We start from the raw sequence: 18,391 nt of genomic DNA, 5'->3' as shown, positions 1-18,391 counted from the left end.
CAGTCCGTGATCGGTTCGTGACCGTCTCGGTACCCACCTGCGATGTACTGCAGTCGAGTGACAGCAGAGCGTGAAACCCCAGGTGAACGCTGTCGATCTTTTGGGTGAGTTCACTCACCGGGTCAGTGCTTACCCCTTGACATCTCTGCCGTTCGTGAAAGCATTCACAAGCACCCCAAAAACGACCGCTGACAACCGGCGTGCCTTCGTGCGCGCCTTGGCTGAGGAGTAGTTCCAATGGACTGGCGCCACCGCGCAATCTGCCGCGACGAGGACCCCGAGCTGTTCTTCCCCGTTGGGAACAGTGGTCCCGCGCTTCTGCAGATCGCCGAGGCGAAGACCGTCTGCCGCCGTTGCCCCGTCGTCTCCGACTGCCTCGCGTGGGCACTCGAGAGCGGCCAGGACGCCGGCGTCTGGGGCGCGATGAGCGAGGACGAGCGCCGCGCTCTCAAGCGCCGCAACGCCCGCACGCGCGCCCGCAGCAACGCCTGAGCAGGCTGTTCGCCGCACAAAGCTCGATATAAGAAGAAGCCCGACACCGTGCCAGGTGTCGGGCTTCTTCTTTTGTTTGCACACCCTCCCGCATGACCACGTGAGACCGCTGAGGCTGATCGTCACGTGTGCACGGCGTTAGTTTAGCGCCGCCCCCTGAGCGGCACGCGCAGGACCGCCTCAGTACCGCCTCGGGGCCGTCGCCGCAAGCTCAAAGACCCCCTCAGTTCGGAATCGACGAGGGTCCGAACGATCTGCAGTCCGAGTCGGTCGGTGCGTTCCAGCGAGAAGCCCTGCGGCAGTCCCTTGCCGTCGTCGGTGATCGTCACGTCGAGCCACTTCGCGGTCCGCTCGGCGTGCACGACGACCTCCCCGCGCTGGCCAGGGGCGTAGGCGTGCTCGAAGGCGTTCTGCACGAGCTCGGTCAGCACCATCACCAGCGGGGTGGCGATCTCGGAGGACACGATCCCGAACCCGCCCTCGCGGCGCACGCTCACCTGGGTCTCGGTGACCGCCACGTCGCCCATCATCGGGATGACCTTGTCGACCACGTCGTCGAGGTCCACCCGCTCGTCGACGGACATCGACAACGTCTCGTGAACCAGTGCGATGGACGTCACACGACGGACCGACTCCGCGAGCGCCTCCTTCGCCTCCGGGTTGCTCAACCTGCGGCTTTGCAACCGCAGCAGGGCCGCGACGGTCTGCAGGTTGTTCTTCACGCGGTGGTGGATCTCGCGGATCGTGGCGTCCTTGGACATCAACGCGCGGTCGCGGCGACGCACCTCGGTGACGTCGCGGCACAGCACGATGGCGCCGGCGGCCTGCCCGCGTGGCCGCAGGGGCAAAGATCGGAACAACACCGCGGCACCACGCCGTGATTCGGCCTCCATACGCATGGACGGCTGTCCGTCGAGCGCTTGACGGATGCGTTGCGCGACCTCGGTGGCGTCGAACGGATCGCCGATGAGGCTGCGGGTGAGCGGCGCCAGGTGCACCCCGACCAGGTCGGACGCGTGCCCCATGCGGTGGTACGCCGACAGCGCGTTCGGCGAGGCGAACACCACCGCGCCGGACGGGTCGAGCCTGATCAGGCCGTCCCCGACGCGCGGGCTGGTGTGCACGTCCGGCGACGGTTCGGGCGCGGGGAACGTGCCGTCCGCGATCATCTGGCACAGGTCGGCGGCACTGCCGAGGTACGAGATCTCCAACGGCGACGGCACGCGCGGCACCGCCAGGTTCGTGCTGCGGCTCAGCACCGCGATGACCTGACTGCCCAGCCGCACCGGGATGGTCTCGCGTCGCACGGGCACACCGAGGTGCCAGCGCGGGTCCTCCTCGCGGCAGATCCGCGACTCGTCCATGGCCCGGCGCAGCTGCGGGTGCTCGTCGCTCTCGACCTCGCTGCCGACGACGTCCTCGGGGTGGGCCGTCGGCGCCGTCGTGGGACGGGCCTGGGCGACGCAGAGGAACTTGTCGTCCCCCAGCGGGACCCACATGACGAAGTCCGCGAACGACAGGTCGGAGAGGAGTTGCCACTCCGCGACGACCAGTTGGAGGTGGTCGACGGCGGCGCCGGGGAGCTTGGTGTGCTCGGCCAAGAGGTCCGTGAGCGTGCTCAGAACTCCTCCATGAGAAACTGGTGGGTGAAGCAAGTTCTGATCCTAGGAGACACCCATGTCGAAGCGTGCTCGCAAGCGCCGCGACCGCAAAAAGGGCGGCGCCAACCGAGGCAAGCGCCCCAACGCCTGAGTGCTGCGAAAGGCCCTGGACACCACGCCGGTGACCAGGGCCTTTTGTCTTGCCAGGGGACTTCTCAGTCCTCGGTGCGAATCTCCACGATCGTGGCTCGGATGCGCGCCTTCAGGTCCGCCGGGGCGTAGTCGCCGCCGCACTTGCGGGCGAGCAGCGCCTTGAGGTGCTCCTCCAGCCCGAACTGCTCGAGGCACGGGTGGCACTCGTCGAGGTGGGTCTGGAGGGCCGCGCGACGGGTGCCGTCGCACTCCTGGTCCAGGAACAGCCAGACCTCGGCCAGCACCTCTGAGCAGTCGGTGTCGTGGGGTTCGCCGCAGTTCATTTCGCGTCTCCGTTGCTGCCGTTGCCGCTACGGAGGAAACCGCGGTCTCGCGCGACGTCCGCGAGCATGTCGCGGAGCTGGCGACGGCCCCGGTGCAACCGGGACATCACCGTGCCGATCGGGGTGCCCATGATGTCTGCGATCTCCTTGTACGCGAAGCCTTCGACATCGGCGAGGTAGACCGCGATCCGGAACTCCTCCGGCAACCGCTGCAATGCTTCCTTGACGTCGCTGTCGGGCAGGTTGTCGAGTGCCTCGACCTCGGCGCTGCGCAGCCCGGACGAGGTGTGGCTCTCCGCCTGCGCCAGCTGCCAGTCCGTGATCTCGTCGGTCGGCTGCTGAATCGGCTGGCGCTGCTTCTTGCGGTAGCCGTTGATGTAGGTGTTCGTCAGGATCCGGTACAGCCAGGCCTTCAGGTTCGTGCCCTCCGAGAAGGACGCGAACGCCGAGTAGGCCTTGAGGAACGTCTCCTGCACCAGGTCCTCGGCGTCCGCCGGATTGCGCGTCATACGCAGGGCGGCCGAGTACAGCTGGTCGAGCATGGGCATAGCGTCGCGCTCGAAACGCGCAGCGCGTTCCGCCGTCGTCTCTGTCGTGCCGGTGGCGGGCACCGCGCTCCCTTCCCACAGGTTCTGGGTCGGGACTGACTTTACGCGTGACCGCTCGAGCATGTTCGTTGCCACGTTCTGACCAACAACGGAGGGGCTGGTAGTAATTCCGCATGGCCGGACGTGGGACCCCCGCCACAGCGCTGCTGGACAAGCAGCGGGTGGCGCACACCTTGCACTCGTACGAGCACGACCCGCGGCACGAGTCGTACGGGCTGGAGGCCGCGGAGGCGCTCGGGCTGGTGCCGCAACGCGTGTTCAAGACCTTGGTCGCCGAGGTCGACGGCAAGCTCGCGGTCGGGGTCGTGCCGGTCACCGCGCAGCTCGACCTGAAGGGTCTCGCGGCGGCGTTGAAGGGCAAGAAGGCTCGCATGGCGGTGGTCGCCGACGCCGAACGCGCCACCGGGTACGTCGCCGGCGGCATCTCGCCGCTGGGTCAGAAGAAGCGGCTGCCCGTCGTGGTCGACGCCTCGGCGTTGGAGTTCGACACCATGTTCTGCAGTGCCGGACGGCGCGGTCTCGAAGTGGAGATCGCACCGTCCGAGCTCGTGCGGCTGACTTCCGCGGTCGTGGCTTCGATCAGCGCTTAGCTGACGGGTGCGGTGATGCTGCCCAGCCGGACGACCGGACTGAGGTTCGACGGCCAGGCGACCGTGACCGAGTCACCGGAGCCAGGCAAGGTGAAGCGGACGGACGCGGGGTTCTCCCGCGGACCGTGGATCTGCGAGGCCACGTAGACGGCGGCCTCGCGGTGCCCGCCGACCTGCACCTCGACGTAGTCCCCCGGCTGGATCTCCGGGTCGATGCCCAGGTCGGTGCCGTCGGCGTCGAGGAAGCGCACGTCGCTCAGGCTGCCGCCGATGACGCAGGAGACGCCGTCGACGGCGGCGAACCCGATCCGGTGCGCCTTGCTCGCGCTCGACGGGGACCGCATGTCGTGGGCGGTGACGACCAGGTCGCTCCCGGTGCACCACGGCGTCTCGGCCTGAGCGGGTGTGCCCGCGACGGTCAGCGCTGCGATCCCTGCCAGAGCGGCTGCGGTCAGACGGGTTTTGTTCACTTGTTCTCCCCGATGCTCAAGTGGCGTTCGTCCACATCCAAATGAACGCCGCCGAGCCGAGATCGGTTGTAACTAGCCCGTCTGGCTGGATCGATCAGCTTCTGAACTTTTTTCGCAACAACCGCATGCGCTGACGCATTTGTACAGATGATGTGGCTTCACACCAACTTCATCTGATGGGGGATTGCGGATGCGCACGCTTGCCGTGCTCACGTCCGCGGCCGTGCTGGCGAGCCTGACCACAGCGGTCACCGCTCTGCCGGCAGCGGCTGCCGACGACTTCGTACCGAGCAAGACACTGACCAGGTCGAGCTGGGGCTACACGGACCTGGGGACTCCCAACAACGGTCACGCCAACCCGGACTCCGACGCGTTCATCGGAACGTGGACGGACCGAAGATGGCACCGGACCCGCTCCTACTTCACCTTCGACGTCGCGGAGTTCCGCGGCAAGAACGTCCTCACGGCCGCCGTGGCCGCGAAGGAGACCGAGGCGGACGACTGCTCGCGGCGCGCGGTCGAGCTGTGGCGCACCGAGCCGTACCGCGGTCAGTCGTGGCTGCGGCAGCCCAAGGAGCTGGAGCTGCTCGGCTCCGCGGGCAAGCCGGCCACGGGTTGCCTCGTCGAGAACGTCTCGTTCGACGTGTCCGCCTCGATCAAGGCGGCCGTCGCCCGGGGTGACAAGACCTTCACCGTCGCCCTGCGCGTACCGGCGAAGTTCGAGCACGACCCGAGGTACCACCGCCACTTCGCGAACGACGTGAAGCTCGCGGTCACCTACAACACCCCGCCGTCCACGCCGACCGCGCTGACGACGACCGGCGCGCTCGGGTGCGACACGACGGCACCGGGCAAGCGCCTGAACCCGATCGCGCTCAACGACGTCTCGTCGGTCATCCCGCAGGCGAACTTCGCCGACGCGGACGCCGGGGACAAGATCAGCGCGCGGTTCGCCGTGTGGCCGGTGGCCTCACCCGCAGACCGGCGCGAGCTCGTGGCCGAGGTCCACGAGGGCAGGGCGTACACCTACCTGCGCAACAACGAGCTGAACGAGGTCACGTACGCGTGGCAGGTGCGCGGCGAGGACGGCACGGACGTCTCCGCGTGGAGCCAGACCTGCTACTTCACCGTCGACCGCACCCCGCCGGCCAAGCCGGGCGCCGTCGGTGACGTCTACTACCAGTCGGAGTTCGGCTACAAGGGCGCTCCGGGCACGCCCGGCACGTTCACCTTCGACGTCAACGGTTCCGATGACGTCGTGGAGTTCGAGTACACCGTCTCGCCGTACGGTGCGGCGGACCCGAAGCGCGTGCCCGTCGGCCCCGACGGCAAGGCGACCGTCACGTGGACGCCGACCGCGGCGAGCAACCACTACCTCTACGTGACGAGCATCGACAAGGTCGGCATGCGCTCGCAGACCGGCGGCTACTCGTTCTACGTCCGGGAGAACCGGCCGGACGTGTGGTCGAACGTCTACCCGCGCGGTGAGTACGCGACCCCCGAGGGCGGCGTCGGCAGGCCGGGCGTCTTCACCTTCACGCCGGGCATCCCGAACGTCGTCGAGTACACGTACCGCCTGAACGACGGCGCCACGCAGACGGTCCCGGCCGGTGCCGACGGCAAGGCGTCCGTCACCCTCGCCCCCACCGCCGGTGGCTGGAACACGTTGTTCGTGGCCAACAAGAGCGCGTCCGGCGAACTCTCGATCCCGCACGAGTACCGCTTCCGCGTCGACGACACCCCGACCGTCACGCACGACGGCGGCGACGTGATCGCGATCGGCACCGACGTCAACCTCTCGTTCTCGCCCAAGGCCGCCGGCGTCACCGCGTACGAGTGGCAGGTCGGCTGGGGCGGCGAGTTCACCAGGATCGCCGCCGACGCCGAGGGCAAGGCCTCGGTGACGTGGCGGGCGTTGACCACCGGCCACAGCTCGGTGCGGGTGCGCAGCATCAGCGGCGACGCGGCGCCGACGCTGGAGCGCCAGGTGTCGCTCTGGGTCGACAGCGCCGAGCCGACCGTCGAGCGGACCGGCGCGGAGAAGGCCGGCGAGACCGGTCAGCTCGCGTTCGGCACGATCATGCGCAACCCGGTCTCGTACACGTACTGGACCGACGAGGACGCGACCCGGCGGACCGTTCCCGCCGACGCCGGCCGTGCGTCCGTGCCGTGGACGCCGGTGCTCAGCGGTGACCACTTCGTGTGGGTGTTCGCCACCAACGCGGCCGGCGTCAACACCGGCACGCGGGCGCACAACCTGCTGGTCGAGAACAAGCCGGTGATCACCTCGGAGTTCTACGGCCAGAACGACCGCGGCCGGTACCCCGGCAAGATCACCTTCACCGCGCAGCAGCCGAACGTGAAGGAGTTCGTCTACTCGCTGAACTACGGCCCGCAGGTCGTCGTGCCGGCTGGGCCGGACGGCAAGGCGGAGTTCGTGTGGACCCCGCCGCGCGAGTCGGAGTCCTACCAGTGGGTCGTGTTCAGCCGGGACACCGAGGGCCGGTCGTCGCGCAACGAGTACCACTCGTTCAGCGTGTACAGCCACCCGCGGATCACCTCGACGGACTTCCCGGAGTACGACACGGGCGGCGCGGTCGGGGTCGAGGGCACCTTCACGTTCCACCCGAACTCGTTCGACGTCGAGAGCTACGAGTACACGATCTCGAACTGGGACGAGGAGTTCCGCGGCACGGTCACCGCGGCCGCCGACGACACCGGTGTGCTCAGGTGGACGCCGACGACCAGCGGCTACCACGACATCAGCGTCCGGCACCGGAGCAGTGACGGCCAGACGTCGCTGACCCGCTACTACACGTTCTTCGTGGCGGGCCCCGAGGACGAGTAGGCGCTGTCGGGCCGCACCGGTGTCGTGCCGGTGCGGCTCACTCGCCGGTCTGGCCGTCGATCGCCTCGCGCAGCAGGTCGGCGTGGCCGTTGTGGCGGCTGTACTCCTCCACCATGTGCGTGAGGATCCAGCGGAGGCTGACGGTGCGGTCGTCGCCGCGCCACGGCTTGCGCTTGGCCACCTGGCCGAGGTCGCCGGTCTCCAGGGCCTCCTCGACGCACTTGCGGGCCCGGTCGACCTCGACCTGCCAGAGCGCGGTGAGCTCTTCGGTGGTGTGGTCCTTGGCTGAGTGCCAGTCCCAGTCGTAGTCGGCCTTCCAGTCGACGCTCGCCCACGGTTCCAGCGGTGCGCGGTCGTGCAGGACGACGTGGAACCACTCGTGCTCGACGTAGGCGAGGTGTTTGACGAGGCCGCCGAGGGTCATCTCGGACTTCGCGGACTGCTGCGCCAGCTGGTCGGCGGTCAGGCCGCTGATCTTCAACAGCAGGGTCGCGCGGTGGAAGTCCAGGAAGCCGTTCAGGGTGGCGAGCTCGTCGCCGTCGGTCGGAGGTTCGGGCCTGCCCTGCTGATCGAAGTCGCTCATGGGGCCGGACAGTAATGCCGTCGTACGCGATGAGCAGGCGATTTAGTCGAGCGGGCGCAGCACCCGGTCCAGCCACTCGCCCACGGACCGGCCCACGTCGGCCACCGAGGCCTTCAGCGAGTGGTCGCCCTTGAGCAGCACGACCTCGCGGTGCGTGGCGCCAGGAGGCTGGCCGAACGGGTCGTTCTCGCCCTGCACGACCAGGGTCGCGACCTCGACGCCGTCCAGCTCGGCCATCCGGGACTTCTCCGGCTTGCCCGGCGGGTGCACCGGGAACGCCAGGCAGAGCACCGCGACGGCCTGGCCCTCGACCGAGGTGCGGCAGGCCACGCGGGCGCCCGACGACCTGCCCCCGAACACGAGCGGCAGGCCGTCGAACCAGCGTTCGCCCAGGTCGTCGACCACGGACATCCAGGCCGTGTCGAGCTGGCCCGCCGGCGCCGGGGCACGGCGGCCCGCGACGCGGTAGGGCTGTTCGATCAACGCCACGTGCACACCCACCGAGTTGGCGGCGCGGCACGCGGCGACCAGATCCGGGGCTTCCACTCCTCCGCCGGCGCCGTGGCCGAGGAGGAGGGCGGCACGCGGTTCGTGGGCACAGTGCAGGGAGGCCCTGGCCGGGCCGTGCGGCGTGTCCACCAACAGCGTGGTCACGACAGGTCTACGCGTTCGAGCAGGGAGGGGTCGTTGTTCTTCACGCTGCCCACCGCCGTCGAGACGGGGCGCAGTTCGAGGGCCTCGATGATCGACTCGTCCGGGGTCAGGAGTTCGGACGGGTCGAGTGCCGTCGGGTCGAGCCACGCCGACCAGCGGTCCTGCGGCAGCAGCAGCGGCATGCGGTTGTGCACATCGGTCAGCGCGCCGAGGGAGTCCATGGTGATCACAGCGCACGTGACGGTCGGAACGTCGTCCTTCCACCACACGGACCAGATGCCCGCCATCGCGAGCGACGTGTCGTCCCCGAGCGTCATGAAGTACGGCTGCTTGCGGCCCTCGGCGGCCTTCCACTCGTACCACCCGGCGGCGGGGATGATGCAGCGCCGCTTGGTGACCGACTGCTTGAAGGCGGGTTTGGTCAGGATGGTCTCGGCCCTGGCGTTGATCATCTTGGCGGCGCCGGACAGGTCCTTGGCCCAGTGCGGGACCAGGCCCCAGCGCATCACGCGAACGCTGCGCTCGACCTCGGCCTCGCCGGACTCGTCGTCCGCGGGCTTGCGCTCGACCACGGCCATGACGTGCTTGGTGGGGGCGATGTTGTAGTCCGCCCCCGGTGCCTCGTCGCCGGTCCCGTCCACCGCGTCGAACTCGGCCGCCAGCAGCGCCGGGTCCTTGGTGGAGGCGTACCTACCACACAAAACCGATCACCTCCGAAGTCCCAATCGTCCCACGCCGGGAACACCTGTGCGAGCCACCCCGAATCGCATGCGGGATCATTCAGGGCATGACTCAGCACTGGTCAGCCCCCAGCGCGTCCGGCCCAGTCCACTCGACGGTGCCGGTGCCCGGCTCGAAGTCGATCACGAACCGCGTCCTGGTGCTCGCGGCGCTGGCCGACGGGCCGTCGACGGTCCACGCTCCGCTGCGCAGCCGTGACACCGTGCTGATGGCGGCGGCGCTGACGTCGCTCGGTGTCGGGTTCACCGACCGCGAGGACGGCGGCTGGGACGTGCTGCCCGGTCTGCTGCGCGGTCCGGCCGACGTCGACTGCGGCCTCGCGGGCACGGTCATGCGCTTCCTGCCGCCCGCCGCCGCGCTGGCCGAGGGCGAGATCCGGTTCGACGGCGACCCGCACGCCCGCATCCGGCCGATGAGCACCGTGCTGGGTGCGCTGCGGTCGCTCGGTGCGGAGATCGACGGCGACTCGCTGCCGTTCACGTTGCACGGCACGGGTTCGGTGCCCGGCGGCGAGGTGACGATCGACGCGTCGGGTTCGTCGCAGTTCGTCTCGGGCCTGCTGCTGTCGGCCGCGCGGTTCGACAAGGGCGTGACGGTCCGGCACTCCGGCAAGCCGGTGCCCTCGTTGCCGCACATCGACATGACGGTGCAGACGCTGCGCTCGGTCGGCGTCGAGGTGGAGACCGACGGCACCACGACGTGGCGCGTCGAGCCCGGCGTGATCAAGGCGCGGACCTGGCACGTGGAGCCGGACCTGTCGAACGCGACGGTGTTCCTCGCGGCGGCCGCGGTGACCGGCGGCGAGGTGACGGTGCCGCACTGGCCCTCGGTGACCACCCAGCCCGGTGACTCCGTGCGCGGCATCCTGGAGCGGATGGGGTGCAGCGTCGAGGTTTCCGAGCGTGGACTGACCGTGCGCGGCCCGGCGAAGCTGTCCGGTGTGGACATCGACCTGCGCGACGAGAGCGAACTGACGCCGACCGTCGCCGCGCTGGCCACCCTCGCCGAGGGCCGCACGATCATCCGCGGCGTCGCGCACATCCGCGGCCACGAGACGGACCGGATCGCCGCGCTGGTCAACGAGATCAACGCGGTCGGCGGCAACGCCACCGAGACCGAGGACGGCCTGATCATCGACCCGAGGCCGTTGCACGGCGGGGTGTGGCAGGCCTACGCCGACCACCGGATGGCGACGGCGGGCGCGATCATCGGCCTGGTGGTGCCGGGCATCGAGGTGGACGACATCGGCAGCACCACCAAGACCATCCCGGACTTCCCGGGCATGTGGAACGCCATGCTCACCGGGGGCGCGTAGAAGTGAGCAAGCGGGACTGGCGCAAGCTCGACGAGACCGACGTGCGGGTGCGCCCCGGCAAGGGGACGCGGCCGCGCAGCAAGAGACGACCCGAACACGCCGACGCCGAGACCGCGATGGTCATCGGCGTCGACCGGGGCCGGTGGACGTGCGCGTTGGACTCCGACGTCGTCGTCACGGCGATGCGTGCGCGCGAACTGGGCCGCACGCCCGTGGTGGTCGGCGACCGGGTCGGCATCGTCGGTGACACGTCGGGCCTGCCGGACACGCTGGCCCGCATCGTGCGCGTCGAGGAACGCACCTCGGTGCTGCGCCGGACCGCGGACGACACCGACCCGTTCGAACGCGTCGTCGTCGCGAACGCCTCCCAGCTCATCATGGTCGTGGCGCTGGCCGATCCCCCGCCGCGCACGGGTTTCATCGACCGCTGCCTGGTCGCCGCGTACGCCGGCGGCCTGGAACCCGTGCTGTGCCTGACGAAGTCGGACCTCGCCTCCCCCGACTCGCTGCTCGCGCTCTACACCGAACTCGACGTGCCGGTCGTCGTCACGCGCTCCGACGAGGAACCCGCCGAACTCCGCGCGCGACTGGCCGACACGGTGTCGTGCCTGATCGGCCACTCCGGCGTCGGCAAGTCCACGCTGGTCAACAAGCTCGTGCCGGACGCGAACCGCGCGGTCGGCGTGGTGTCCGGCGTCGGCAAGGGCCGGCACACCTCGACCCAGGCCGTGGCGTTGCGGCTGCCCGGCGGCGGCTGGGTCGTGGACACGCCGGGCATCCGCTCGTTCGGCCTCGCGCACATCACGCCGGACGACATCGTGAAGGCGTTCCCGGACTTCGCCGAGGCCGCCGAGGAGTGCCCGCCGGGCTGCGGTCACCTGGGTGCGCCCGAAGATCCCGACTGCATGCTGGACGAACTGGTGCCGGACGCGCCGGGCCGGCTCACGTCGTTGCGGCGGCTGCTGGCCTCGCGGGCCGGGTTGGACGATTACACGGATTGAGGTTGCGCAGGTCAGTCACACTGTCCCTTGTGAACAGACGCCTGGGGGCTCTGGTGTTGCTGGCCGCGCTGACCGCGTGCTCGACGCCGGCACCATCCCCCGCCCCCGCCACGCCCCGACTCCGCGACCTCGCCTCGGTCGACGCCTGCGCGCTGCTCGGCGAGCCGGACTTCGGCAAGCCGCTCACGAAGGCGCCGGAACCGCTCAACGAGCCGCTGAGCTGCCGGTGGTCGATCGAGGGCCAGAAGGTGTGGATGAGCGTCGAGAACGAGTCGCTGGAGCAGGCGAAGGTCCGCGTCCGGGACGGGTCGGAGCTCACCGTCGAGGGCCGCAAGGCGTGGTGGGGCGTGCAGACGGACTTCACCGCCGAGCCGTCGACCAGCCTGGGCACCGTCGTGACCGAACTCGCGGCGGACCGCGTGCTGGTGATGACGGCCGAGAAGATCCCGGGCAACTACGACGTCGGGTCGGTCGCCCGCACGCGGTCCGTCGCGGTGGTGCAAAGGTTGTTCTCATGATCCGACTGCTGCCCGTGCTGCTCCTCGTCCTCGCCGCCTGCTCGACCGCCCCGACGTTCGCGGACGCCGACCCGTGCGCGTTGCTCAAGGACGGCGACGCGGGTGCGCTGAAGGGCACCCCCGCCAAGTCAGGCCAGTCGTGCGACTTCCAGTTCGACTCGCTGACCGCGAAGCTGACGCTGGTCGAGGCGGCCTACGCGGACGAGTCGGGCCCGTTGCTGTCCGACGGCGGCTTCGGCCGGGTGATCGCCGGTGGTGAGGCCGAGAGCAACAACCGCCCGTTGACCACCCGCTGCAAGGACTCCGCCGGTGTCGTGACCTGCGACGCCGTCCTGGAGGTGCGGGAGCGGCAGCTCGTCCGGTTCCAGGTGGTCCAGCGCGACGACGACCGCAACGCGGTCGGGCAGGTCCTCCAGGGCCTCGCCGCCAAGGTCTTCGAAAGGCTCCCTAAGTGAGACGCCTGCTGCCGTTGCTGCTCCTGGTCGCGGGCTGCACCGCCACCCCCGTGGCGACCCCCGCACCCACCACCACAACGACGACGACCACGGAGACGACGGTCATCACGACGTCGCCCCGCATCGACACGCCCAAGAAGCTGCCGCCGGACCCGTGCGAACTGCTCGCCTCGACCGACTTCGACACCCCGTTGGTGCGCCCGCCGACACTTCGCCGGGACCTGCCGCGCACGTGCGAGTTCCGAGAGGGCACCGGCGTCGCGTCGGACATGGTCGTGCTGGTGTCGTTCGGGGAGATCTACCTGAAGCCCCCGGACGCGCCGGAGATGCTGATCGAGGGCCACTCGACCGCGATCATGTTCACGAACCGGGCCGGCGTCAACGGGTGCGGCTACGTCGTCGCCGTCAACGCGAACGAGTCGTTCATGGTCCTCGTGAACCTGCCGAACGCCAACTCCTCCCAGCTCTCGCAGATCGCGCTCGGCAAGACGCAGAAGGCGTTCAAGCGGCTCGTCACAACCTGACGCGCTGTCTCGTCCACCGGTCATGAAGGTATTCGTGATCGGTGCGTCGGGCGTCCTCGGACGGGAAGCGGTGCCGCAGTTGGAGGCGGCCGGGCACGAGGTCGGGGTGCTGGACCGGCACACGACCTCGATGTTCGACGCCGACCAGCTGGCGCGCGCGTTGACGGGCTACGACGCCGTCATCAACCTCGCCACCCGCATCCCGCTCTCCGCGAAGGCCGTGCTGGCCAGCGCATGGGCGGAGAACAACCACATCCGCACCGCGGGCAGCGCGGCGTTGGTGCGGGCGGCGACCAAGGCCGGGGTCGGGCGGATCGTGCAGGAGGGCATCTCGTTCGTCTACGCGGACGGCGGTGACCGCGAACTCGACGAGAGCGCGCCGCTGAAGCCCGTCGGGCACATCGCGAGCTCGGTCACGGCGCAGGAGAACGTGCTCAGCCACCCCGGCGGCGTGTTCCTGCGCTACGGCCTGCTGATCGGCGGCCAGGCGCAGTCGCCGCCGGTGCTCGTCGGCGACGGCTGGATGACCGTCGTGCACCCCGCGGACGCCGCGTCGGCAGCGATCGCCGCCCTCGACGCGCCCGCCGGGATCTACAACGTCGGCACGCCGGTGCTCAAGCGGGACACCGGGATCACGCGCATGCCGAAGTTCTTCGGGAAGTTCGCCCTGTCGTTCGAGATCTTCGGCAGGTCGCAGCGGGTGGTGAGCACGAAGCTCACCGAGGCCACCGGCTGGCAGCCCCGTCACTGACCCATGTGCGGGTACCTGTGGTCCGTCGGCGGCACCAGGGTCTCCTTGATGGCACGCGGGCTCGTCCACCGCTGGAGGTTGTAGATCGAGCCCGCCTTGTCGTTGGTGCCGGAACCGCGCGACCCGCCGAACGGCTGCTGTCCCACCACCGCGCCGGTCGGTTTGTCGTTGACGTAGAAGTTGCCCGCCGCGAACCGCAACGCGCGATGAGCCTGTTCGACGGCGACGCGGTCACGGGCGAACACGGCACCGGTGAGCGCGTACGGCGTTGACGTGTCGATGGTTTCCATCATCTTCGGGAAGTCCGCGTCCTCGTAGACGTGCACGGCGAGGATCGGGCCGAAGTACTCCGTGGTGAAGATGTCGTGGTGCGGGTCGGTGCCCAGCAGCACGGTCGGGTCGACGAAGTAGCCCGTCGAGTCGTCGCACGTGCCGCCCGCCAGCACCTCGACCGAAGTGGACGCGGACGCCATCAGCAGCGCTTCCTTGTGCTTCGCGAACGCGCGTGCGTCGATCACGGCACCGCCGAACACCGACAGGTCCGTGACATCGCCGTAGGACAACGACTTCGTGACGTCGAGCAGCTGCTCGCGCACCCCGCCCTCCCACAACGACCTGGCGATGTACGCGCGGGACGCCGCCGAGCACTTCTGGCCCTGGTACTCGAAAGCACCGCGCACCAGGCCCGTGACGAGGGCCCGCGGATCAGCCGAAGCGTGTGCCAGCACGAAGTCCTTGCCACCGGTCTCGCCGACGACGCGCGGGTAGGCGCGGTAGTTGTCGAGGTTGCCCGCCATGGTCTGCCACAACGCCTTGAACGTCCGCGTCGAGCCGGTGAAGTGCAGGCCCGCGAAGAACCTGTCCCGCAACGCCACCTGGCTGAGCGCCTGCCCGTCGCCGGTCACCAGGTTGATCACGCCCGGCGGCAGCCCGGCCTCCTCGAGCAGCCGCATCGTGAAGTGCGCGGCCAACTGCTGCGTCGGCGACGGCTTCCACAGCACCGTGTTGCCCATCAACGCGGGCGCGAGCGGCAGGTTGCCCGCGATGGCGGTGAAGTTGAACGGCGTGATCGCCACGACGAACCCGTCGAGCGGCCGGTGGTCCATCCGGTTCCACACGCCCGGCGAGGAGATCGGCTGCTCTTCGAGGATGCGACGGCCGAAGTGGACGTTGTAGCGCAGGAAGTCGATGAGCTCGCACGCCGCGTCGATCTCGGCCTGCTGCACGGACTTCGACTGGCCGAGGATCGTGGCGGCGTTGAGCGTGTCGCGCCACGGACCGGCGAGCAGGTCGGCCGCGCGCAGCAGCACGGCGGCACGTTCGTCGAACGGCAACTCCTGCCAGCCCGGTGCGGCGTGCTGAGCCGCGCGCATGGCGTCGGCGACGTCGGAGTTGGTGGCCTGGGCCGTGACACCGAGGACGTGCCTGTGGTCGTGCGGCTGCACGACGTTCAGGCGTTCGCCGCCGCCCATGCGCTGCTCACCGGCGATGGTCATCGTCAGCTCGTGCGTGGTGCCTTCGAGCTCATCGATGCGTGCCTTCAGACTGGCCCGTTCGGCGCTGCCGGGTGCGTAGGTGCGCACGGGCTCGTTGACCGGTTCGGGTGCAGACGTGACAGCGTCCATTCCCCCATCGTGGCACGCGGTAGTAGGGTCCGTCGGGTGGCGCGGGTGACAGGCATCGGCGGGGTTTTCCTGCGTTCTAGAGACCCTGTGCGGTTGGCCGCCTGGTATCGCGACAACCTGGGCGTGCCGATGAGCGAGAAGGGCACCGTCACCTTCCACTGGCTCGACACGGCGACGAACGAGCACCCCGGCACGACGACGATGGCGTTGTTCGCGCACGACACGGACTACATCGGCGAACCCCACCAGCGCACGATGCTGAACCTGCGGGTCGACGACCTGGCGTCGCTGATGGCCAAGCTCAAGGCGCGCGGCGTCGAGGTGCTGCCCGACACCGAGGACTCGGAGTTCGGCATGTTCGGCTGGTGCGTCGATCCCGAGGGCAACCGGATCGAGCTGTGGGAGCCGGCGGAGGGCATGTGAGCGTGTTCGACGAGGCCGTCAAGGCATTGCGGGAGTGGCAGACCGACGACCAGCCGTTCCAGCTCCACCCCGGTGATCTCGGCTGGTACCGGCGTTTCGGTGCCAAGGCGGCCGACGACGCGGTCCGGATCTGGCACGTCGACGGGGAGATCGTCGCCGTCGGGCTGCTGGACGGCACCGACCTGCTGAGGTGCACGATCGCGCCCGAGCTGCGGCAGGACTTCGAACTGGCTCAGCGGCTGGCCGACGACGTCTGCACTCCCGAACGCGGTGTCCTTCCCGCCGGGACCGTCTACGTGGAATCCCCGCGCGGCACGCGGTTCCAGGAGTTGATGTTCGAACGCGGCTGGCAGTCCGACGAGCCGTGGACGCCGTTGCGCCTCGCTCTCGGTGCTTCCTCGCTGCTGGATCCCGACGTGTCGATCGAGGTCATCGGGCACGATCAGGCCGATGTGCACGCCGCCGTGATCCGGGCGTCGTTCGAGAAGTCGACGTTCACCGAGGAGCGCTGGCACGCGATGGCGGTCGGGTCGCCGTACGCGGACGCCCGCAGCCTGGTCGCGCTCGACCGGGGTGTCGCCGTGGCCACGATCATCGTGTGGTCAGCGGGTCCGGGCAGGCCGGGGCTGATCGAACCGATGGGGGTGCACCGCGACCATCGGGGCAAGGGCTTCGGCACGGCGATCACCATCGCCGGAGCGGCCGCGTTGCGGGAGCTGGGTTCGTCGAGCGCGCTCGTGTGCACGCCCTCGTCGAACGCGGGCGCGGTCGCCACCTATCGGGCAGCGGGGTTCACCGCGCTGCCCGAGGTGTTCGACCAGCGGCGTGACTAGAGGAGCTCCAGCACGAACGGCAGCTCCTGCGCCGCGTACCAGGCCAGTTCGTGGTCCTCGGCGCTGCCCAGGGTGAACTCGGCGTCCGGGTCGCCCATGTCCGCCGCGTCCACGACGTCGGCGGCCGCGCGCACGTCCTGCTCGGCCTCGGCCGTGTCCAGGTGCACCGACGCGACGTCCTTCAGCGTGAACGAGCCGCCGACCTTCACGACCGAGAAGTCGAGGTCGGGCCGCAACGTCACGTCGTCCATGTCGACCGCGAGCACTGCGCGCCGGGGTTCCGCCTTCTCGTCGGCCGCGAGCAGCCGCAGGGAGGCCCGTGCGGCGTCGAGCATCGCCGCGTACTCGAGTTCCTCGGTGTCGCCGGCCGCGTAGGACTCGCGCAACGCCGGCGTCAGCGCGAACGCCGTGCCGGTCACCGGAGCCAGTTCGCCGCTCTCGACGAACGTGCGCAGCATCGGCACCGTGGCCGGGATGTAGACCCTCATGCGCTCGCCGTCCCCATCAGTTCCTCCACCGACTCCTCGACCATGGTCGCGAGAACGTCCACATCGGACATGGCGTCGCGGTCGCCGTTCAGCCCGAAGTACACACCGCCGTCGTACGACGTCACCCCGATGGCCAGCGCCTGGTTCTTGGCGAGCGGGACGACCGGGAAGATCTCGGTCATTCTCGCCCCCGCCGCGTACAGGGGCACCTGCGGGCCGGGAACGTTCGTGACGATCACGTTGAACAGCCGGCGGCTGAACGAGCTCGCGGCCCTCGCGCCGAGCGCGTGCAGCGTCGGCGGGGCGAAGCCGGAGACCTTCACCAGCGCGTCGGCGGCGACGGACTGGCCGGACTCCTGGTGTGCGCGCATCGCGTGGCTCACGTGGTGCAGGCGCACGACCGGGTTGGGCTCGCCCACCGGGAGATCGACCAGGTAGGCGCTGACGTTGTTGCCGGAGTCCGGGTCGGCCTCGCGCACTGAGAGCGGGGCCATCGCGCGGATCGTGGTGCTGCCGGTGACGTTCTCGCCGCGGCTGAGCAGCCAGTTGCGCAGGGCACCGGACAGGGCCGCGAGCACCACGTCGTTGACCGTGCCGCCGTGTGCCTTGCGGATGGCGCGCAGGTCGTCGAGCTGGGCGCGCGCGACGGAGAACCGGCGCTGCGGCGAGGTGATGCGGACGTTCAGCGGGGTGCCGGGCGCGGGCGTCGCGGCGGTGCGGACGGCCTGGGCGAGGATGCCGAACGCGTTGAAGACCTTCTCGACGGTGTTGACCGTGTCGAGGACGGCGCTGCGGGCGTTCTCGACGAGCTCGCCGGGCCGTTGCACGATGTCGGTGACGGCGTCGGCCACGAGCTGGAGCCCGCCCGGTTCGGGTTGCGGCATCCAGAGGTTCTCGACGTTGGTGCGCGGCGTCGGCGAGACGTCCAGCATGACCTGGCCGATCTCCAGCGACGCGATGCCGTCGATCATGGCCTGGTGGGTCTTGGTGATGACCGCGGTCTGGTTCCCCTCCAGGCCTTCGACCAGGTAGATCTCCCACAGCGGGCGGGAGTGGTCGAGCGGCCGCGACATCAGGCGCGCGACGAGGTCGTGCAGCTGGGTGTCGTTGCCCGGCTTGGGGAGCGCTGACCTGCGCACGTGGTAGGTGACGTCGAAGTCCGGATCGTCCACCCAGACCGGGCGCGCGATGCGGCCGGGGACGTGCACGACCTTCTGGCGGTAGCGCGGCACGAGGCTCAGGCGCTGCTCGATGAGGTCGACGAGCTTGTCGTAGTCGAATCCCGCCTTGGGCCTGCGGAAGACGGCCACGCCACCGACGTGCATCGGCGTCGTGGAGCCCTCCATGTACAGGAACGAGGCGTCCAGCGCTGACAGTCGGTCCGGCATGCAGCCC

Annotated in this window: 22 protein-coding genes; 12 read left to right on the top strand and 10 right to left on the bottom strand. The window is 69.6% G+C overall.

The features are described 5' to 3' along the window. Window positions 1-237 precede the first annotated feature (237 nt). Window positions 238-492 (top strand): WhiB family transcriptional regulator, encoded by a 255-nt coding sequence (locus JNUCC0626_RS38820; protein WP_330853468.1) that lies wholly within the window; start codon window positions 238-240, stop codon window positions 490-492. A 143-nt stretch (window positions 493-635) separates the two neighbouring features. Here JNUCC0626_RS38820 and JNUCC0626_RS38815 read toward each other — a convergent pair whose 3' ends face one another. Continuing rightward, window positions 636-2,114, bottom strand: coding sequence for a histidine kinase N-terminal domain-containing protein (locus JNUCC0626_RS38815; RefSeq protein WP_394622198.1), 1,479 nt, complete (start codon window positions 2,112-2,114; stop codon window positions 636-638). A 55-nt stretch (window positions 2,115-2,169) separates the two neighbouring features. Between JNUCC0626_RS38815 and JNUCC0626_RS38810 the strand changes: the two genes are divergently transcribed. Beyond that, window positions 2,170-2,244, top strand: coding sequence for a 50S ribosomal protein bL37 (locus tag JNUCC0626_RS38810; RefSeq protein ID WP_369809028.1), 75 nt, complete (start codon window positions 2,170-2,172; stop codon window positions 2,242-2,244). A 64-nt stretch (window positions 2,245-2,308) separates the two neighbouring features. On the opposite strand, the gene rsrA is transcribed toward JNUCC0626_RS38810, so the two are convergent. After that, the gene (gene rsrA / locus JNUCC0626_RS38805; RefSeq protein ID WP_382444125.1) at window positions 2,309-2,569 is read right to left on the bottom strand and encodes a mycothiol system anti-sigma-R factor; all 261 of its coding nucleotides are present in this window, start codon (window positions 2,567-2,569) and stop codon (window positions 2,309-2,311) included. After that, window positions 2,566-3,240: a sigma-70 family RNA polymerase sigma factor gene (locus JNUCC0626_RS38800; RefSeq protein WP_394622197.1), complete on the bottom strand. Its 675-nt coding sequence runs from the start codon at window positions 3,238-3,240 to the stop codon at window positions 2,566-2,568. Before JNUCC0626_RS38800 ends, rsrA begins: the two co-directional genes overlap by 4 nt. 50 nt (window positions 3,241-3,290) lie before the next feature. On the opposite strand from JNUCC0626_RS38800, the gene ybaK reads away from it, so the two are divergent. Next, window positions 3,291-3,767 (top strand): Cys-tRNA(Pro) deacylase, encoded by a 477-nt coding sequence (gene ybaK, locus JNUCC0626_RS38795; protein WP_394615635.1) that lies wholly within the window; start codon window positions 3,291-3,293, stop codon window positions 3,765-3,767. Here the strand turns inward: ybaK and JNUCC0626_RS38790 are convergent. Then, window positions 3,764-4,237, bottom strand: a complete 474-nt coding sequence (locus tag JNUCC0626_RS38790; RefSeq protein ID WP_394615634.1) for a DUF4232 domain-containing protein — start codon at window positions 4,235-4,237, stop codon at window positions 3,764-3,766. The genes ybaK and JNUCC0626_RS38790 overlap by 4 nt on opposite strands. A 190-nt stretch (window positions 4,238-4,427) precedes the next feature. On the opposite strand from JNUCC0626_RS38790, the gene JNUCC0626_RS38785 reads away from it, so the two are divergent. After that, a complete protein-coding gene (locus JNUCC0626_RS38785; RefSeq protein WP_394615633.1) occupies window positions 4,428-7,085 on the top strand; it encodes a hypothetical protein in 2,658 nt (885 codons plus the stop codon). A 37-nt stretch (window positions 7,086-7,122) separates the two neighbouring features. Here the strand turns inward: JNUCC0626_RS38785 and JNUCC0626_RS38780 are convergent, their stop codons facing one another. From JNUCC0626_RS38780 to JNUCC0626_RS38770, 3 genes are read right to left on the bottom strand one after another with little or no spacing between them, the layout of a single operon-like run. Next, complete coding sequence (locus JNUCC0626_RS38780) at window positions 7,123-7,668, bottom strand: DinB family protein (RefSeq protein ID WP_394615632.1); 546 nt, start codon at window positions 7,666-7,668, stop codon at window positions 7,123-7,125. Window positions 7,669-7,710: 42 nt separating this feature from the next. After that, on the bottom strand, window positions 7,711-8,322 hold the full coding sequence (locus tag JNUCC0626_RS38775; RefSeq protein WP_394615631.1) for an alpha/beta hydrolase family protein: 612 nt from the start codon (window positions 8,320-8,322) through the stop codon (window positions 7,711-7,713). After that, window positions 8,319-9,023 carry an SOS response-associated peptidase gene (locus tag JNUCC0626_RS38770; protein WP_394615630.1) on the bottom strand — a complete coding sequence of 235 codons (705 nt, stop codon included), beginning with the start codon at window positions 9,021-9,023 and terminating at the stop codon, window positions 8,319-8,321. Before JNUCC0626_RS38770 ends, JNUCC0626_RS38775 begins: the two co-directional genes overlap by 4 nt. Before the next feature lie 86 nt (window positions 9,024-9,109). Between JNUCC0626_RS38770 and aroA the strand changes: the two genes are divergently transcribed. From aroA to JNUCC0626_RS38740, 6 genes are read left to right on the top strand one after another with little or no spacing between them, the layout of a single operon-like run. After that, window positions 9,110-10,378 carry a 3-phosphoshikimate 1-carboxyvinyltransferase gene (gene aroA / locus JNUCC0626_RS38765; RefSeq protein ID WP_394615629.1) on the top strand — a complete coding sequence of 423 codons (1,269 nt, stop codon included), beginning with the start codon at window positions 9,110-9,112 and terminating at the stop codon, window positions 10,376-10,378. Window positions 10,379-10,380: 2 nt separating this feature from the next. Next, window positions 10,381-11,379, top strand: coding sequence for a ribosome small subunit-dependent GTPase A (rsgA, locus tag JNUCC0626_RS38760; protein WP_394615628.1), 999 nt, complete (start codon window positions 10,381-10,383; stop codon window positions 11,377-11,379). Between the two features lie 29 nt (window positions 11,380-11,408). Then, the gene (locus tag JNUCC0626_RS38755) at window positions 11,409-11,897 is read left to right on the top strand and encodes a hypothetical protein (protein WP_394615627.1); all 489 of its coding nucleotides are present in this window, start codon (window positions 11,409-11,411) and stop codon (window positions 11,895-11,897) included. Continuing rightward, window positions 11,894-12,352, top strand: coding sequence for a hypothetical protein (locus JNUCC0626_RS38750; protein ID WP_394615626.1), 459 nt, complete (start codon window positions 11,894-11,896; stop codon window positions 12,350-12,352). The genes JNUCC0626_RS38755 and JNUCC0626_RS38750 overlap by 4 nt, the downstream gene beginning before the upstream one ends. After that, on the top strand, window positions 12,349-12,876 hold the full coding sequence (locus tag JNUCC0626_RS38745) for a DUF3558 family protein (RefSeq protein ID WP_394615625.1): 528 nt from the start codon (window positions 12,349-12,351) through the stop codon (window positions 12,874-12,876). The genes JNUCC0626_RS38750 and JNUCC0626_RS38745 overlap by 4 nt, the downstream gene beginning before the upstream one ends. Window positions 12,877-12,898: 22 nt before the next feature. Next, the gene (locus tag JNUCC0626_RS38740; RefSeq protein WP_394615624.1) at window positions 12,899-13,627 is read left to right on the top strand and encodes an NAD-dependent epimerase/dehydratase family protein; all 729 of its coding nucleotides are present in this window, start codon (window positions 12,899-12,901) and stop codon (window positions 13,625-13,627) included. Here JNUCC0626_RS38740 and pruA read toward each other — a convergent pair. Then, on the bottom strand, window positions 13,621-15,252 hold the full coding sequence (gene pruA, locus JNUCC0626_RS38735; RefSeq protein WP_394615623.1) for an L-glutamate gamma-semialdehyde dehydrogenase: 1,632 nt from the start codon (window positions 15,250-15,252) through the stop codon (window positions 13,621-13,623). The two genes, JNUCC0626_RS38740 and pruA, sit on opposite strands and share 7 nt — an antisense overlap. A 9-nt stretch (window positions 15,253-15,261) precedes the next feature. Here pruA and JNUCC0626_RS38730 point away from each other — a divergent pair, with 9 nt between their 5' ends. Together JNUCC0626_RS38730 and JNUCC0626_RS38725 are read left to right on the top strand one after the other, a co-directional pair. Continuing rightward, entirely contained in the window at window positions 15,262-15,675 is a 414-nt protein-coding gene (locus JNUCC0626_RS38730; protein ID WP_394615622.1) for a VOC family protein, read from the top strand. Then, complete coding sequence (locus JNUCC0626_RS38725; protein ID WP_394615621.1) at window positions 15,672-16,508, top strand: GNAT family N-acetyltransferase; 837 nt, start codon at window positions 15,672-15,674, stop codon at window positions 16,506-16,508. Before JNUCC0626_RS38730 ends, JNUCC0626_RS38725 begins: the two co-directional genes overlap by 4 nt. Here the strand turns inward: JNUCC0626_RS38725 and JNUCC0626_RS38720 are convergent. Together JNUCC0626_RS38720 and JNUCC0626_RS38715 are read right to left on the bottom strand one after the other, a co-directional pair. After that, window positions 16,505-16,996, bottom strand: coding sequence for a DUF6912 family protein (locus tag JNUCC0626_RS38720; RefSeq protein ID WP_394615620.1), 492 nt, complete (start codon window positions 16,994-16,996; stop codon window positions 16,505-16,507). The two genes, JNUCC0626_RS38725 and JNUCC0626_RS38720, sit on opposite strands and share 4 nt — an antisense overlap. Continuing rightward, window positions 16,993-18,384, bottom strand: coding sequence for a WS/DGAT/MGAT family O-acyltransferase (locus tag JNUCC0626_RS38715; RefSeq protein ID WP_394615619.1), 1,392 nt, complete (start codon window positions 18,382-18,384; stop codon window positions 16,993-16,995). Before JNUCC0626_RS38715 ends, JNUCC0626_RS38720 begins: the two co-directional genes overlap by 4 nt. Window positions 18,385-18,391 lie beyond the last annotated feature (7 nt).

The organism is Lentzea sp. JNUCC 0626 (assembly GCF_043632865.1).
Taxonomy (GTDB): Bacteria; Actinomycetota; Actinomycetes; order Mycobacteriales; family Pseudonocardiaceae; genus Lentzea.
This window is presented reverse-complemented; position numbering and strand designations above follow the sequence as displayed.